The organism is Mycobacterium sp. IS-3022, assembly GCF_001500065.1.
Taxonomy (GTDB): Bacteria; Actinomycetota; Actinomycetes; order Mycobacteriales; family Mycobacteriaceae; genus Mycobacterium.
The window spans coordinates 498,928-513,977 of record NZ_LQIN01000001.1 but is presented as its reverse complement, the minus strand read 5'-3'; the positions used below and the strand labels follow the sequence as shown (position 1 = coordinate 513,977).

Here is a 15,050-nt window from a genome sequence, read left to right as displayed (position 1 = left end):
CGGCGGGGGTGTCGCCGTGGTCGGAACAACGCGCCCTCGAGCGCCTGCATTTCCGCGTTAACCTGCGATTTCGGTGTACTTGGTAGCGCTCAGCGCGACGAACTACACCAAAATCCCCGACGGAAGTGGTGTGGCCAAGTTAACCGTCGAGGTCGACCAGCGGTAACCAGCTCGCGATCTCGCCGGCGCGTGACCCCGACAGCGTCAACCCGCCGTCTGCCACGGCGTCGTTCAGCGCCAGCATCCCGCAGGCGAGCAGCAGCCAGGTCCGCGGATCCGTCTCGGCCACATTGGGCGGGTTGCCGCGCCGGTGCGCCGGCCCCGCGATGCACTGCACCGCGATGAACGGCGGTACGCGGACCTCGACGCTGGAACCCGGCGCGACAGCCGCGAGCATGCGGGCCGTCAACCGGACCGCCTCGGCGAGTTCGGATCTCGCCGGCGCGGGCCGCTCATCGTCGCGTAACCACTCCGCCAGCGCCGCGACCGCGGTGCGAGTCTTCGCCGGATCGGCAGTACGGGCCCGTCGAGAGGTGTTCACCATCAACCCGTGAGGTTCAGTCGGGGAAACCGAACAGCTTGACCACGCCGTGGTCGCGTCCGGCGGTGTAGCCACCGTCGACCGCGATGGCCTGGCCGGTCACGAACGACGCATCGGCCGACACGAGAAACGCTGCGACGGCGGCGATCTCGTCGGGCCGGCCGCGCCGTTGCAGAGCGTGCTCCTCGGTGATGGACCGCAGTGGACCCGCCATGCCTTCGAGGCCCATCACGCTCTGGAGCATCGGGGTGTCGATGAACCCGGGGCAGATGGCGTTGGCGCGGATACCGCTCGGGCCGTAGTCGACGGCGATGTTCTTGGTGAGCAGCACGACGCCGCCCTTGGCGGCGTTGTAGCTGCTGCCGCCGGCGGTGCCCTCCAGACCTTCGACGCTGGACAGGGTGACGATTGACCCGCGCTCGCCGTCGACGCGCGGTTGGTCGATCATCTTCGCCACCGCGGCCTTGGCCACCAGGAACGTTCCGGTGAGGTTGACCGCGATCACGCGTTCCCACTCGGCGCGGTCGAGCAGGTGCACCGGCCCGCCGCCGGCGACCCCGGCCGAGTGCACGACGCCGTCGAGCCGTCCGCGAATCGCGGCGAACACCGATGCCACGGCAGCTTCATCGGTGATGTCGGCGGTGACGAACTCGAAGCGCTCGCCCGGTTCCTCGGGTGGTGGCGCCACGTCGGCGCCGATCACGGTGTCGCCGCGGGCGAGCAGGCGCTTGACGGTGGCCAGGCCGATGCCCGACGCAGCCCCGGTCACGACGATGGTGCGCGGACGGTCGCGCTCGGCGGTGCTCATGCCCGGGACTCTATGCGCCGCTGAATGGCGAGCGCTGCCAACGCCGCGGCCTCGTTGGCGGCCAGATGGGCCAGCATCGGCGCGGCGAGGCTGCCCGAGCGGGCATGCAGCCACCCGAACGCCCAACCCGCAACGCCGGTGAGAAGGACCGTGCCCAACACCGGGTTGCGGGTGAGGCGGGCATCCATGATGTGCCACAGGCCGAACGCCACCGACTGCAGAAAGCGCCCGCCGACCGGTTCGAACGCGGTCTCGGCGGCGGTACCCAGCGTCGCCCGATAGGCGACCTCCTCGGGCCAGACGGTTCCCACCGGAATGTCGAAGGCCATCCACCGCACCGGGCGGTCGGGCAGTTCACGCGCGGCCATTCCGCGTCGCACCGACGGAACCGCGGTCGTCGCCGCCACCCCGAGCGCGATCAGTGCGCCCGCGGCCAGGCCGTGGCGCAGGCCGGACCACAGTGCAGGCGGACGCAGTCCCAGCGGGGGGCGGGCGAGCGCGTACAGCCCGGTGCCCAGCGCGGCGTTCGCAATCGGATGAAACCGAACCCGGGGTGCGACGAAGCTCCATCCCACCAGAGCGACGGCCACCGCTGTCGCACGAAACTTGTTCGCCGCCATCAGTATTCTGGTCCGTCTTCGCTCTCGGTCTTGGTCAGCGCGGTGCGGATCCGTTCGGTGTCCTCACGGGTCCAGCCGTCGGGCGGTGCGACGGCGGCCCAGCCGTCGAGCACGAGATCGCCGTAGTTGTGGCCGTGCCCTCCCGGGACCGAACTGGCGTTGGTCATGTCGGCCGCAACCTGACCGAACGTCACGATCGGATACCACCGCATGGAGGCCGTGCGGTCGCGACCGGGCGGTTCGCGCAGCCAGTCCGGCCGGCTGAACAGCAGGTCCGGCGACCACCACACGATCGGATCGGACGGGTGCTGCAGGAACAGCACGCGCGTACCCTCCCACGGCGGCGCCGTGTCCCGCTCGATCTCGGCGGGATCGGTGGCCTCGGAAAACCGGACGGTGCGGCCGTTGTCGTACCGCGGCTCGACTTGCGGGGTGCCCGGATCGCGCCGCTCGGTGATGGCTTTCCACAGCGGGCTGGCGTTCGGTGGACCGACCCACAGCACCGACGAGAAGCCCATCCGCGAGATGTCGGGCAGCCAGTCGAACGCGCCCTGGCCGGCCATCGAGCCCAGGCTCTCCCCGTAGAGCACGAGTTTCGGCCGCCGGTCCTGCGGAAGTTCTTCCCAGCGTTGCTGAACGGCGTCGATCATCATGCGCCCCGACACCATCGACTTCTGCTGATCACCGAGGAAGGAGATCCAGCTCGGCAGGAAGGAGTACTGCGATCCGACCAGCGCGGTGTCGCCGTTGTACATCATCTCCAGCGCCCGGGCCGCCACCGGATTGATCCAGCCGGTGCCGGTGGTGGGGATGATGACCAGCAGCTCACGCTCGAACGCGCCGGTGCGCTCGAGCTCGCTGAGCAGGACCGCCATTCGCTGTTCGGCGGTTTCGGCGGTCTGCAGCCCGACATACACCCGGATCGGTTCCTTGGCGGGCGCGCCGTTGAGTTCGCTGAGCTCATCGGCGTGCGGACCGGTGGCGACGAAGTTGCGGCCCTGATAGCCCAGCGTGTCCCAGGCCGCGAAAGACTCTGGGCTGCCGGATCTTTCGGGTTCGGCCGGTTGGATGACGCCTTCCCGGGTGGTGGTGTTCTGCGGCTGGAAAACCCGGTTCGCGCCGGCGAGGAAGCCACGCACCAGCACACCGTTGATCAGCGTGATGGCGAGCACGACGACGATGGCGGTGCCGATGAACAGCGCCACCTCGTCGTGCAGGCGCCAGCGCCGGATGAAGAACCGGGCCATCGTCTTGATCAAATCGAGCAGCACGCGCGCGACGGCCACGCACATCCCGCCGACCAGCAACGCGATGACCAGGGTGCGCAGATACCCGAGGGTGGCCGGCCCCTCGATTCCCATCACCGCCGACACCTGTCGCTGCCACGCCGCGGCCGGGATCACCATCAGGATGCTGGCGGCGATCGACAGCACCACCGTCGCGGTCTTGAGCACCAACAGCACCCGCCTCGATGGAGGCCACCAGGTGCGACGGCGTAACACGAAGCGGCGCAACATTTTTGCGAGGAAGACGCCGATACCGTAGCCGATCGCGGCGTTGAGGCCGCCGATCAGGCCCGCGAACAGCCAGTCGCGCGGCAACAGCGACGGCGTCAACGACAGGCAGAAGAACAATGCGGCGAACGCGACGCCGACGAAGTCGAGGCGGACCAGGCGCCACGCCCAGACGTGTATCGGGTGTCGTTGTCGCGTGTGTTCGCTCACCCGAACAACCCGGGCAGCACACTTTCTGACGTGCTGCGCAGGTCCTCCAGAGTGACGGTGAACAGGCCTTGGACCTCGATCGCATCGCTGGCCGCATCGACCACGCCGATGCGGATGGCGGGCAGACCGCGGGCCTCGCACATGGCGCGGAACCGGCTCTCTTCGGTGCGCGGCACCGCCACCAGCACGCGTCCCGCGGATTCGGAGAACAAGAACGTGAATGGACCAGAACCTTCTTGCCAGCCCTCGGGAAGCACGATGCGACAGCCGGTTTCACCGCGCAGCGCGGCCTCGACGACGGCCTGGATCAGTCCGCCTTCGGACAGGTCGTGCGCAGCTGAGACAAGACCGTCGCGGGACGCGGCGGTCAACACCTCGGCGAGCAGTTTCTCGCGCGCGAGATCCACCGCGGGCGGCAGCCCACCCAGGTGGTCGGCGGTGACCTGCGCCCAGATGGATCCGTCGAACTCGTCGCGGGTGTCGCCGAGCAGCATCAGCGTCTCGCCTGGTTCGTTGCCGAAACCGGTGGGAATGCGTCGTTTCACGTCGTCGATCACGCCGAGCACACCGACCACCGGTGTCGGCAGGATCGCGGTGGTGCCGGTCTGGTTGTAGAAGCTGACGTTGCCGCCGGTGACCGGAATGCCCAGCGCCGCAGCACCGTCCGCCAACCCGCGCACGGCCTGGCTGAACTGCCACATCACGCCCGGATCCTCCGGCGAGCCGAAGTTCAGGCAGTTCGTCACCGCGACGGGAGTCGCGCCGGTGACCGCGACGTTGCGGTATGCCTCGGCCAGCGCCAACTGCGCCCCGGCGTACGGGTCGAGTGCGGTGTAGCGGCCCGATGCGTCGGTCGATATCGCGATGCCGCGGCCGCTGCTCTCGTCGACGCGCAGCAACCCGCCGTCGGCGTCCTCCGCTAACACGGTGTTGCCGCGCACATAGCGGTCGTACTGTTCGGTGATGAAAGCGCGGCTGCACAGATGCGGACTGCCCAGCAGCGCAAGCAGAGTCGCTTTGAGCTCCGCACCGGTCGACGGCCGCGGCAGCCTCGCCGTGGTGTCGGCGTTGAGCGCATCCTGCGTGTCGGGCCGCTGTACCGGCCGTTCGTAGACCGGTCCCTCGTGCGCGACGGTGCGCGGTGGTACGTCGACGACGGTCTCGCCGTGCCAGGTGATCTGCAGCCGGTCGCCGTCGGTCACCTCGCCGATGACGGTGGCCAGCACCTCCCACTTGCGGCAGACGGCCATGAATCTGTCGACGTTGTCGGGCGTGACGACCGCGCACATCCGCTCCTGCGATTCGCTCGACAGGATCTCGGCGGGCGTCATGTTGGCCGCCCGCAGCGGCACCGTGTCCAGTTCGATGCGCATGCCGCCGTCGCCTGCGGAGGCCAGTTCACTTGTGGCGCAGGACAGTCCGGCGCCACCGAGGTCCTGGATGCCGACCACCAGGTCGTTGGCGTACAGCTCGAGGCAGCACTCGATGAGCACCTTCTCCATGAACGGGTCGCCCACCTGCACGCTGGGCAGCTTCTTGCGCCCGGGCGCGCCGCTTTCGTCGCCGCCGAAGGTCTCCGAGGCCAGCACCGACACGCCGCCGATGCCGTCGAGACCGGTGCGGGCGCCGAACAGAATGATCTTGTTGCCGGTACCCGACGCGAACGCCAGGTGCAGGTCCTCCTTGCGCAGCACCCCGACGCACAGCGCGTTCACCAGCGGGTTACCCCCGTAGGACGCGTCGAACACCGTCTCGCCGCCGATGTTGGGCAGTCCCAACGAGTTACCGTACCCGCCGATTCCGCGCACCACCCCGTCGACGACGCGGCGGGTGTCGGGCGCGTCGGCCGCGCCGAACCTCAACTGGTCCATGACCGCGACCGGTCGGGCGCCCATCGCCATGATGTCGCGCACGATCCCGCCGACGCCGGTAGCCGCACCCTGATAGGGCTCGATGTAGGAGGGGTGGTTGTGCGATTCCACCTTGAAGGTGGCGGCCCACCCGTCACCGATGTCCACGACGCCGGCGTTCTCCCCGATGCCGGCCAGCATCGTCTTGCGCATCTCGTCGGTGGTGGTCTCGCCGAAGTAGCGCAGATGCACCTTCGACGACTTGTAGGAGCAGTGCTCGCTCCACATCACGGAGTACATCGCCAGCTCGGCGTCGGTGGGCCTGCGGCCCAGAATTTGGCGGATCCGCTGGTACTCGTCGTCCTTGAGCCCGAGTTCACGAAACGGTTGCGGCTGATCCGGGGTGGCGGCGGCGCGGTCGACGGTGTCCAAGGCGTGGGTTAGCTCCGACGTCACGTGGCCAGTCTAGTTTGGGCCGCCCGACCCAGCCCCCCGACACGGGTTTGGCTGTGGTCGCTCCGGGTAGGCGAATCTCGTCACCAATGGAAGGAGGCGACCAATGAGCACATCCACCGAAACCGGCCAGGTGACCGGGACGAAGGACAAGAACTACAACCTCATCTGGTACACCGAGCAGTGCCTCGAGAACGCGCTGCGGATGGAGACCTACGTCCGGGACGCCGAGCGCGACGGCGACGATGAGCTCGCAGAGCTGTTCCGCAAGGCGCAGGCTGACAGCAGGAAGGGCGCCGAAGAAGGCAAGCGCCTGCTGGCCAGCAGGATCAAGTAACCAGCATCCGGTCCCGGCGACGGCCCACCTGTGTCGCCGCCGGGGCTACGGGTGATCGGCCGAGCCGATACAGAACAGGTTGCCGTCCGGGTCGGCGAGCACCACCCAGCCGAACTCGCCGATGCTGTGCCGGGCGGTTTCAGTGGCGCCGATTTCGACCAGCCGTTCGACCTCCGCCTCGGTGTCGCCGACGCCGAAGTCGAGGTGTACCCGGTTCTTGCCCGGCGTGGGATCGTCGACCTTGTGGAAGCCCAGGCCGGGGCCGCCGCCCGGCCTGGACACGGTGACGAAAAGGCCTGGCGCAACGGCGTTTACCTGGCCGCCCAAGGCGCGAGCCCACCACTCGGCGAGCCTGTCGGGATCCGTGCTGTCGAAGGTGACGTTCACGATGGCGAGGGTCATGGCGCCGACCCTAGATCACTGCGGTGACAAGAACGTCGTCAACGCCGCGGCGTAAGCGGTGACGTCATCGGCGCCCATCACCTCCCGGGCCGAATGCATGGCCAGCTGCGGTGCACCCACATCGACGGTCGGGATGCCGGTGCGAGCCGCGGTCATCGGCCCGACCGTCGAGCCGCACGGCAGATCCGCGCGGTGCTCGTAGCGCTGCAGCGGCACCCCGGCCTGCGCGCACGCGAGCGCGAACGCCGCGGCGGTACGGCCGTCGGTGGCGTAGCGCAGGTTCGGCTGCACCTTGAGCACCGGTCCCGCGTTGACCTCGATGAGGTGCCCCGGTTCGTGTCGCTCGGGGTAGTTCGGATGGGTCGCGTGCGCCATGTCGCCGGAAGCCACCATCGAGTCCGGTAGCCGACGCAGAAACTCCTCCCGCCCGCCGCCCTCGCCCAGTGTGATGCGCTCCAGCACCGTCGCCAGCAGATCGGACTGGGCGCCGTGGTCGGATTGCGAGCCGACCTCCTCGTGGTCGAAAAGCACCAGCACCGGCAGGTACGCGCGCGGTTCGGCGGCCAAGAACGCTTCCAGCCCGGCGTAGCAGGTCGCCTGGTTGTCCAGGCGAGGCGCGCTGACCAGCTTGCCGCCCGAGCCGACGAGCCGTGAGGGGGTCAGGTCGTGGGTCATCAGATCCGCGCCCAGCACGTCGCCTGCGGGCACGCCGGCGTGCTCGGCCACGTAGTCGAGGAACGATTCGGGCCCGCCGCCGACGCCCCACACGGCGTTGACATGGCGCTGCGGGTTCAGCTCGACGGCCTTGCGGTCCTCGGCGAGGTGGATGGCCAGTTGCGGCACACGCAGGATCGGTTCGTCTATGCGGATGAGTTGGTGCACCAGGCGGCTGCCGTTGCGTACCGAGAGCCGGCCGCTGACGCCGAGGTCGCGGTCCAGCCACGAGTTCAGCCACGCGCCGCCGTATGGCTGCAGCGCGACCACCCGCCATCCCGAGACGTATCGGTCGGGGTGCTGCTTGACCCGCAGGTTCGGGCTGTCGGTGTGGGCGCCGACGATGCGGAACGGTGCGCCCTGGCTGTGCGCATCGGTCCGCCAGGCGACCAGCGAGCCGGCACGCACGGTGAAAAATCGGCCCCCGGACGACGGCCAGGGATCGGCTTCGGAGAGTTCGCGGAAGCCGGCCGAGCGCAGCCGGTCGGCGGCGGTTTCGCAGACGTGGTACGGCGAGGGCGAGGCGTCGATGAACTCACACAGGCTCTGGGGGCTGGCTGCCATCTCTTCATCTTTACGGGTGATTCAAGATCGTTGGCGATAGGGTCCAGTTGTGCCCGAAATGCAGCCGCAGCCGGTGCTCGAACCGTTGACGCCGGCGGCCGTCTTCCTGGTGGCGACCATCGTCGCCGGCCGGGAGGAGACCGTGCACGACGCGCTGACGGAGATCTCGAGCCTGGTGCGGGCCATCGGTTTCCGCGATCCGACAAAACGGCTCTCGGCGGTCACGTCGATCGGCTCCGATGCCTGGGACCGGCTGTTCAGCGGGCCTCGACCGGCCGAGCTGCATCCCTTCACCGAGATCCGCGGCGGGCGCCACCACGCCCCGGCGACCGAGGGCGACGTGCTGTTCCATATCCGTGCCGAGTCGATGGACGTCTGCTTCGAGCTGGCCACCAAGCTGGTCGAGGCGATGGACGGGGCGATCACCATCGTCGACGAGACGCACGGCTTCAAGTTCTTCGACAACCGCGACCTGATGGGCTTCGTCGACGGGACCGAGAACCCCGATGGTGCGCTCGCGCGCTCGGCAACCCAGATCGGCGACGAGGACCCCGATTTCGCGGGCGGCTGTTATGTGCACGTGCAGAAGTACGTGCACGACATGGCGGCGTGGAACTCGTTGGCGGTCGAGGAGCAGGAGCGGGTGATCGGCCGCACCAAACTCGACGACATCGAACTCGACGATGCGGTCAAGCCGGCCAATTCACATGTCGCGCTGAACGTGATCGAGGACGACGCCGGCAACGAACTGAAGATCGTGCGGCACAACATGCCGTTCGGCGAGATCGGAAAGGGCGAGTTCGGCACGTATTTCATCGGGTATTCGCGGAGCGCCGCGGTCACCGAACGGATGCTGGACAACATGTTCATCGGCGACCCGCCGGGCAACACCGACCGCATCCTGGACTTCTCGACCGCCCTGACGGGCGGCATGTTCTTCACCCCGACCCTCGACTTCCTCGACGACCCTCCGCCACTGCCTGATTCGGTCGCCGACGCGGATCCACCGGCGGTGGCCGTGGTGACTCCCGCCGTGACTCCCGCCGAATACGAAGGCTCGCTCGACATCGGCAGCTTGAAAGGAATCCGTTGATGAACAACCTGTACCGCGATCTGGCGCCGGTCACCGAAGCCGCTTGGGCGGAAATAGAATTGGAGGCCAGCCGCACGTTCAAACGGCACATCGCCGGGCGTCGGGTGGTCGACGTCAGCGAGCCCGGCGGGCCGGCCACCGCGGCGATCAGCACGGGACATCTGCGCGACGTCGCGCCTCCTGGCGACGGCGTGATCGCGCACCTGCGCGAAGCGAAACCGTTGGTACGGCTGCGGGTGCCGTTCACCGTGTCCCGCACTGCGATCGACGACGTCGAGCGGGGTTCACAGGATTCGGACTGGGACCCGGTCAAGGACGCCGCGATGAAGCTGGCTTTCGCAGAGGACCGAGCGATCTTCGAGGGCTACGAGGCGGCGTCGATCGAAGGCATCAGGGCATGCAGTTCCAACACCGCGCTGGCACTGCCCGACGACGAGCGCGACATCCCCGACGTGATCTCCCAGGCGCTGTCCGAGTTGCGGCTCTCCGGCGTCGACGGCCCGTACTCAGTGCTGCTGTCGGCCGAGGTGTACACCAAGGTCAGCGAGACCACCCAGCACGGATATCCGATCCGCGAGCATCTTCACCGGCTCGTCGACGGCGACATCATCTGGGCGCCTGCTATCGACGGGGCGTTTGTATTGTCAACGCGCGGAGGCGATTTCGACCTACAGCTGGGGACCGACGTGTCGATCGGCTATCTGTCGCACGACGCAGGGACAGTCCAGCTGTATCTGGAGGAGACGCTGACGTTCCTGTGCTACACTGCCGAAGCCTCGGTCGCGCTGACGCCCTGAGGTTCTTTTCGTTCCCGCGAGCGTGCGTGTTTGCACACGACACGCCGCGGAAATTCGGCAGTTTGTGCATGCTCGCGGGGATGCGAACGGGCTCATTATGACGCGGTCGATACCTTCGATCCAAGTCGCTCCACCGCTCGCGAGTTCGTGACCTCCAAATAGGATGACGCCCGTTCTGCGGTCTACCTGTTGAGTCGATGCAGGGCTCGGCCGTCGGTGAGTTCGGCCCTCGAGTCCGCGTGCTTCCAGTAGAACCGGACCAAGTCTCGAATCGCCGCAGCGTCGGGTGTATAGGATGCAGCCGCGAGCGTGGGCGCGGTGTCATCGGACATGACGAATACGATCGCATTAGGTGTGTGCGCCTGTTGGCCGGGGACTTCATCGGTGACGTCTTGGACGTCCGCCCAATCTCCGGTCATTGACCGCCATCCCTGGGCCAGTTCGAATCCGTCCAGCGTCAGGCGCAGATAGCTGGTGCTGCCCCGGCGAAAGTTCCGCCACAGCGTCGGCGCGCCGGTAAGCACCACGACCGCGCACACGAGCGGAAGCGAGTACCGCATGAAAGGTGGTATCGCGATGTCCAATTTCCCAGGCGGCGCTAGCACCGTAATCATCGCGCTAGCCACGACCAGTCCGGACAGCGACATCAGAACCGGTATGTCGATCCACCTATCGGGCCTGAAAGTCGTCCCATCTTCGTCGATCTCCGCGCGCGGTTCGACGTTCTCGCGAACAACCTTCACCAGAGGAATGATCAGCCCGAAGCAGAACACCGCTACGCCGAGCGCCACAAGCGCAGTGGGGAACTCACTGCGGACGATGAAAAGCGCGGTCCACACCGCACTGAAGACACCGAAGGTCCCGAAGAACAGCCAGGCGAGTATCGCGGTCGGAAGTAGCTTCATCAACGGCACACAATATTGCCTATGATGCCGCCCACATAACCGAACGTCCATCCGCCGAGCATGTCTCCGCCAACAGCTGCAAAAGGCGCGAATTGCGGGACACCCAGTCCGGTAGCCACTCCAGCCGCAAGTGTGCCGGTCGCGATTCCGCCCGCGACACCAGTGCCCCCCGATATGGCGGCGACGCAAGCGTCTTCGAATGTTCTCGCCGTCACGGTGTCGTAGAGCGCGGTTGCCACACCGAGTGTCGGACCACCGTACTTCGCGGCCTTACCGAGATTCTCCACGGATTGCGGTGACATCATCGGGATTCCGCGCTTTGACTGTTCCTCCAATCCGGTGAGCGAACCGCCGACCGTTGTTAGTGACGGGTGGGAGAAGAACTCGTCTGGCAGAACGCCCTCGCGACCGTCGGGAGTTATCACCCCGCCGGTGCACTTGCCGTCGGGGGTTCGCGTCATCGTTAACTGTGTGCCGTCGGCGAATTCGATGGAAGTGAACTTCGTGCCGTCGTAGTTCGTCTTGTCCTGAGAGAACGTGCTGGACACCATGTTGCCGTTCTTGTCGTAATAGGTGTCCTCGACGCAGGGGGCGTAGTCGTTCCACTCGTAGATTTCATGTCTGCTGCCATCCATCATCCACAGCGTCTTGCGCACCTGGCCATCTTCGGTGACCCATTCCTTGCTTTCCCGAACGGATTGGGCCATGTCGCTGTCGCGAACGATGCCCTGCTGGATCAGCCCGTTCAGAGTCATCGGATTGGGTACCTCGTCTGCCGGTTGGGCGAATCCCGACGTCGGGTCGAGGCTGCGGGGATCGTTCGGACCGGGCAGGGCAAAGCCGAAATCCTTTGCAGCAGCCTGTACCTGTGCTGCAGTCCCGCTGTCGGCATCACCGAGCGAAGTGAGCAGGCGGTTGATCTCCACCTGCTCCGCCTTGGCCGCAGCCTGAAGGCTGGCCGCCTTCTCCGCCGACACACGGGCAGGCTTGATGAGGACCACCCACATGTCGTTGACGGAGAGCTCGCCGCGATCGACTTCGTCTGCGTGGTTCAGCAGCGTTGTGCGGGCGGCGCCAATGGTTCCCGCTCCCTTCGACAGCGCGGCAGCCACACCTTCGGTGTAGTGGCTGAATTCAGAGGTCGTGTCGGTCGCCCGGCGAAACATCTCCGTCGCAGCTTTGTGCGCGGGCCCATCCCAGGCGCGCGCCTCGGGCATCCGGTCACATCCGTCATCGAGATTGCGCGCCGTTGTGTACACCGCAAGCCCCGCATCACAGAGCGCCGCCGCTGCAGGGCGAAGAGAGTCGGGATTCCAACCCTGCAGACGTGAACGTGAAGGCAGCACCTGTTAGAACAACCCGTCGAACGCGCCGGCGAGCGCCGTGTCTTCCACCTCGTACTTATCACCGGCCCCGCGAACCGCGCCGCCCATCTTGGTGATATTCGTGGCGATGTCGTTGACCTGCTGTGTCACATGCTTGCCGACTACTCTCATGGCCCACTGTGTGGTCGACGCGGGAAGCCCGTCGGCTGCGGTCGTCGTCTTGTGTCCAACGTCGGTCCCGCGAATGGTGGCCGAAGCGGTATCCACCTGACCTGCGAAGGCGCGCAATAGTTCAGGGTCGACGAGCATGAGGTTCCTCCATCTCAACGCTGGGCAACTAACTGCCCGCAGATCCGACCCTAACGGTCGTCCGACACCACTCGTGACGCCAAATCTGCACGCTGAAGAGCCGGCGAGCGTGCAGAAAGTGCTGCAAAAGCGCGGCGTGTCGTGTGCGACCACGCACTCTCGCGCAGAAAGGTCACGCTCGCGCAGAAAGGATCAAACGCTCAGCACGCCGTCCAGCGCGGAGTAGAACAGGCCGAGCCCGTCGTCGGACGGTCCGGTGAGCGCCTCGGTCGCGTGCTCGGGATGCGGCATCAGGCCGACGACGCGTCCGTCTGCGGAGCTGATGCCGGCGATGTTGCGTTGCGAGCCGTTGGGGTTCTCGCGATAGCGGAACACCACCCGCCCCTCGCCCTCGAGCTCGTCGAGCACCTTGTCGCTGGCCACATAGCGGCCCTCGCCGGACTTCAGAGGGATCAGCAGGTCGGCGCCCTGTTCGTAACGCGATGTCCACGCCGAGGAGTTCGACGCGACTTCCAGCCAGATGTCACGGCAGACGAAGTGCAGTCCGACATTGCGCGTCAGCGCGCCCGGCAGCAGACCCGCCTCGCACAGCACCTGAAAACCGTTGCAAATACCCAACACCGGCATGCCCTGCTCGGCGGCGCGCACCACTTCGCCCATCACGGGCGCGAACTTCGCGATGGCTCCGGCCCGCAGATAGTCCCCGTAGGAGAACCCGCCGGGCACCACCACCGCGTCGACGTTCTTCAGATCGGCGTCGGCGTGCCAGAGCGGAACGGCTTCGGCACCGGCCAACCGAACGGCGCGCGCGGCGTCGACGTCGTCGAGGGTGCCGGGAAATGTGATGACGCCCACACGCGCGGTCACGATTGCTCCCTGCTCACCGACCAGTCCTCGATCACGGTGTTCGCCAACAGCGATTCGGCGATCTCGGCGAGGGTGTCGTCGTCGATGCTGTCGTCGACCTCGAGCTCAAAGCGCTTGCCCTGCCGCACATCTGAGACACCGTCGAAACCGAGCCGGCCCAACGCGCCGACGATCGCCTGCCCCTGCGGGTCGAGGATCTCGGCCTTGGGCATCACGTGCACCACCACCCTTGCCACGCGTCAACTGTACCGGCGGTGTCGGCTGGCGCGAGTCACCGGCACGAACCCAGGTACGCGCCGCACAGCGGGGCGGTCAGCGCGTCGAGAACCCGGGCGTCGGACACCGCGACCCAGGGCACCTGCACCGGCAGGGTCGACCACATCACCAGTTCGACGATCGTGCCGCTCGTCGGATGCGCGAGCAGATACTGATGGACCACCTGTTGGCCGGCCACACTGATCACCGCGGCCAGCCGCTCCGGGTCGCTCGTGGTGATCGACGGCGACACCAGCGGAGCCGTCAACTGGCAGGTCCGCAGCCTGTGTCGCGCGGTGTCGAGCACGGACCGCGAGAGCGGACCGTTGTGCGCGACGTCTCCGCGCCAGTGCAACACCTGCGCCCGTAGCTGCCACTGACCAGGCGGATTGCCGACCTCCGCCCTTGCCGCAACCACATAGTCGCGCGGGTCGGCGGTCACCGGCGGGCTGCTGCAGAGTTCCTCGAACATGAACCCTGGCGATGGCGCGCTGACCGCCAAACCGGCCAGGCCCGGCCAGCGGTATACCGAGTACAACGGAAGCTCGCTGGACACCGGCCACGCGGAATCGGGAATCGCGTCGCAGATCGGCGGGCAGATGCCCGGGACAGCGGCCGCCGGCGGGATAGGTGTCATCGCCACACCGAACGCCGTGAGCGCCACTGCCAGCAGCAATCGCACGACTCAAGTACCCCCTGAACACGGCCAGCGCCGCCACAATATAGGCATGGAATTGACGCATTTCGGACATTCATGCTTACTCGCGTATTTCAAGGGTGAATCGGGTGGCGAATCGACGATTCTTTTCGACCCAGGGACGTTCTCGCACGGTTTCGAGGGCATCACGGGGCTGTCGGCGATCCTTATCACCCATCAGCATCCCGACCACGCCGACACCGAGCGGCTGCCCGCGCTGCTCGACGCCAATCCGCAGGCCGCGCTGTACGCCGATCCGCAGACCGCCGCGCAACTCGGCGATCCGTGGCGCGCGGTCAACGTCGGCGACGAGTTCACCATCGACCACCTCACCGTCCGCGGTGTCGGCGGTAAGCACGCCGTGATCCACCCGGAGATCCCCGTGATCGACAACATCTCGTACCTGATCGGCGACGGCTCGCATCGCGCCCGTCTCATGCATCCGGGCGACGCGCTGTTCACTCCTGGCGAACCGGTCGACGTGCTGGCGACGCCCGCGGCCGCGCCGTGGATGAAGATCGCCGAGGCGGTGGATTACCTACGCGCCGTGGCGCCGACGCATGCGGTGCCCATCCACCAGGGGATCATCGATCCCAGCGCCCGCGGCATCTTCTACGGCAGGCTCTCGGAGATGACGGACACCGACTTTCAGGTGCTCGACCCGGAGAACGGCACCGAGTTCTAGCTTTCCGCCTCCGACCGACCCGACAGGCTTTGTTGGTGACGCAATGTCGGCCTGAGAGCATCGTCGCGGCTATATATGCACGGCGACGCTCTCAGGCTGACATT

17 protein-coding genes are annotated in these 15,050 nt (G+C 66.9%); 4 read left to right on the top strand and 13 right to left on the bottom strand.

Annotation, left to right across the window (positions count from 1 at the left end; all coding sequences use genetic code 11):
* Nucleotides 1-139: 139 nt before the first annotated feature.
* The 5 genes from AU188_RS02495 to purL are packed head-to-tail and all read right to left on the bottom strand — an operon-like array spanning nucleotide 140 to nucleotide 5,999.
* A complete protein-coding gene (locus AU188_RS02495) occupies nucleotides 140-541 on the bottom strand; it encodes a sterol carrier family protein (protein ID WP_502687575.1) in 402 nt (133 codons plus the stop codon).
* 16 nt (nucleotides 542-557) lie between these two features.
* Complete coding sequence (locus AU188_RS02490; RefSeq protein WP_059162091.1) at nucleotides 558-1,349, bottom strand: SDR family NAD(P)-dependent oxidoreductase; 792 nt, start codon at nucleotides 1,347-1,349, stop codon at nucleotides 558-560.
* Nucleotides 1,346-1,969 carry an Rv0804 family intramembrane glutamic endopeptidase gene (locus AU188_RS02485; protein ID WP_059162090.1) on the bottom strand — a complete coding sequence of 208 codons (624 nt, stop codon included), beginning with the start codon at nucleotides 1,967-1,969 and terminating at the stop codon, nucleotides 1,346-1,348. The genes AU188_RS02490 and AU188_RS02485 overlap by 4 nt, the downstream gene beginning before the upstream one ends.
* The gene (locus AU188_RS02480; RefSeq protein ID WP_172799361.1) at nucleotides 1,969-3,693 is read right to left on the bottom strand and encodes an alpha/beta hydrolase; all 1,725 of its coding nucleotides are present in this window, start codon (nucleotides 3,691-3,693) and stop codon (nucleotides 1,969-1,971) included. The genes AU188_RS02485 and AU188_RS02480 overlap by 1 nt, the downstream gene beginning before the upstream one ends.
* A complete protein-coding gene (gene purL / locus AU188_RS02475) occupies nucleotides 3,690-5,999 on the bottom strand; it encodes a phosphoribosylformylglycinamidine synthase subunit PurL (RefSeq protein ID WP_059162089.1) in 2,310 nt (769 codons plus the stop codon). Before purL ends, AU188_RS02480 begins: the two co-directional genes overlap by 4 nt.
* A gap of 103 nt (nucleotides 6,000-6,102) precedes the next feature.
* Here purL and AU188_RS02470 point away from each other — a divergent pair, with 103 nt between their 5' ends.
* A complete protein-coding gene (locus tag AU188_RS02470; RefSeq protein WP_059098330.1) occupies nucleotides 6,103-6,333 on the top strand; it encodes a hypothetical protein in 231 nt (76 codons plus the stop codon).
* 45 nt (nucleotides 6,334-6,378) lie between these two features.
* Here the strand turns inward: AU188_RS02470 and AU188_RS02465 are convergent, their stop codons facing one another.
* Both AU188_RS02465 and AU188_RS02460 read right to left on the bottom strand, forming a co-directional pair.
* Nucleotides 6,379-6,735: a VOC family protein gene (locus AU188_RS02465; RefSeq protein WP_059162088.1), complete on the bottom strand. Its 357-nt coding sequence runs from the start codon at nucleotides 6,733-6,735 to the stop codon at nucleotides 6,379-6,381.
* Between the two features lie 15 nt (nucleotides 6,736-6,750).
* Nucleotides 6,751-8,013 (bottom strand): M18 family aminopeptidase, encoded by a 1,263-nt coding sequence (locus tag AU188_RS02460; RefSeq protein WP_059162087.1) that lies wholly within the window; start codon nucleotides 8,011-8,013, stop codon nucleotides 6,751-6,753.
* 58 nt (nucleotides 8,014-8,071) lie between these two features.
* On the opposite strand from AU188_RS02460, the gene AU188_RS02455 reads away from it, so the two are divergent.
* Both AU188_RS02455 and AU188_RS02450 read left to right on the top strand, forming a co-directional pair.
* Complete coding sequence (locus tag AU188_RS02455; protein ID WP_172799379.1) at nucleotides 8,072-9,106, top strand: Dyp-type peroxidase; 1,035 nt, start codon at nucleotides 8,072-8,074, stop codon at nucleotides 9,104-9,106.
* Nucleotides 9,106-9,903, top strand: a complete 798-nt coding sequence (locus tag AU188_RS02450; protein ID WP_059162085.1) for a family 1 encapsulin nanocompartment shell protein — start codon at nucleotides 9,106-9,108, stop codon at nucleotides 9,901-9,903. Before AU188_RS02455 ends, AU188_RS02450 begins: the two co-directional genes overlap by 1 nt.
* 182 nt (nucleotides 9,904-10,085) lie before the next feature.
* Here AU188_RS02450 and AU188_RS02445 read toward each other — a convergent pair whose 3' ends face one another.
* From AU188_RS02445 to AU188_RS02420, 6 genes are all read right to left on the bottom strand, one after another.
* On the bottom strand, nucleotides 10,086-10,808 hold the full coding sequence (locus AU188_RS02445; protein ID WP_156426540.1) for a hypothetical protein: 723 nt from the start codon (nucleotides 10,806-10,808) through the stop codon (nucleotides 10,086-10,088).
* Nucleotides 10,808-12,025, bottom strand: coding sequence for a hypothetical protein (locus AU188_RS02440; RefSeq protein ID WP_286137245.1), 1,218 nt, complete (start codon nucleotides 12,023-12,025; stop codon nucleotides 10,808-10,810). Before AU188_RS02440 ends, AU188_RS02445 begins: the two co-directional genes overlap by 1 nt.
* A 132-nt stretch (nucleotides 12,026-12,157) precedes the next feature.
* On the bottom strand, nucleotides 12,158-12,442 hold the full coding sequence (locus AU188_RS02435) for a type VII secretion target (RefSeq protein ID WP_059162082.1): 285 nt from the start codon (nucleotides 12,440-12,442) through the stop codon (nucleotides 12,158-12,160).
* 192 nt (nucleotides 12,443-12,634) lie between these two features.
* Complete coding sequence (gene purQ, locus AU188_RS02430) at nucleotides 12,635-13,309, bottom strand: phosphoribosylformylglycinamidine synthase subunit PurQ (RefSeq protein WP_059162081.1); 675 nt, start codon at nucleotides 13,307-13,309, stop codon at nucleotides 12,635-12,637.
* Nucleotides 13,306-13,545 carry a phosphoribosylformylglycinamidine synthase subunit PurS gene (purS, locus tag AU188_RS02425; protein WP_059098337.1) on the bottom strand — a complete coding sequence of 80 codons (240 nt, stop codon included), beginning with the start codon at nucleotides 13,543-13,545 and terminating at the stop codon, nucleotides 13,306-13,308. The genes purQ and purS overlap by 4 nt, the downstream gene beginning before the upstream one ends.
* Nucleotides 13,546-13,580: 35 nt before the next feature.
* Nucleotides 13,581-14,246 carry a hypothetical protein gene (locus tag AU188_RS02420; protein WP_059162080.1) on the bottom strand — a complete coding sequence of 222 codons (666 nt, stop codon included), beginning with the start codon at nucleotides 14,244-14,246 and terminating at the stop codon, nucleotides 13,581-13,583.
* Nucleotides 14,247-14,292: 46 nt separating this feature from the next.
* Here AU188_RS02420 and AU188_RS02415 point away from each other — a divergent pair, with 46 nt between their 5' ends.
* Nucleotides 14,293-14,946 carry an MBL fold metallo-hydrolase gene (locus AU188_RS02415; RefSeq protein ID WP_059162079.1) on the top strand — a complete coding sequence of 218 codons (654 nt, stop codon included), beginning with the start codon at nucleotides 14,293-14,295 and terminating at the stop codon, nucleotides 14,944-14,946.
* The last annotated feature ends 104 nt before the right edge of the window (nucleotides 14,947-15,050 follow it).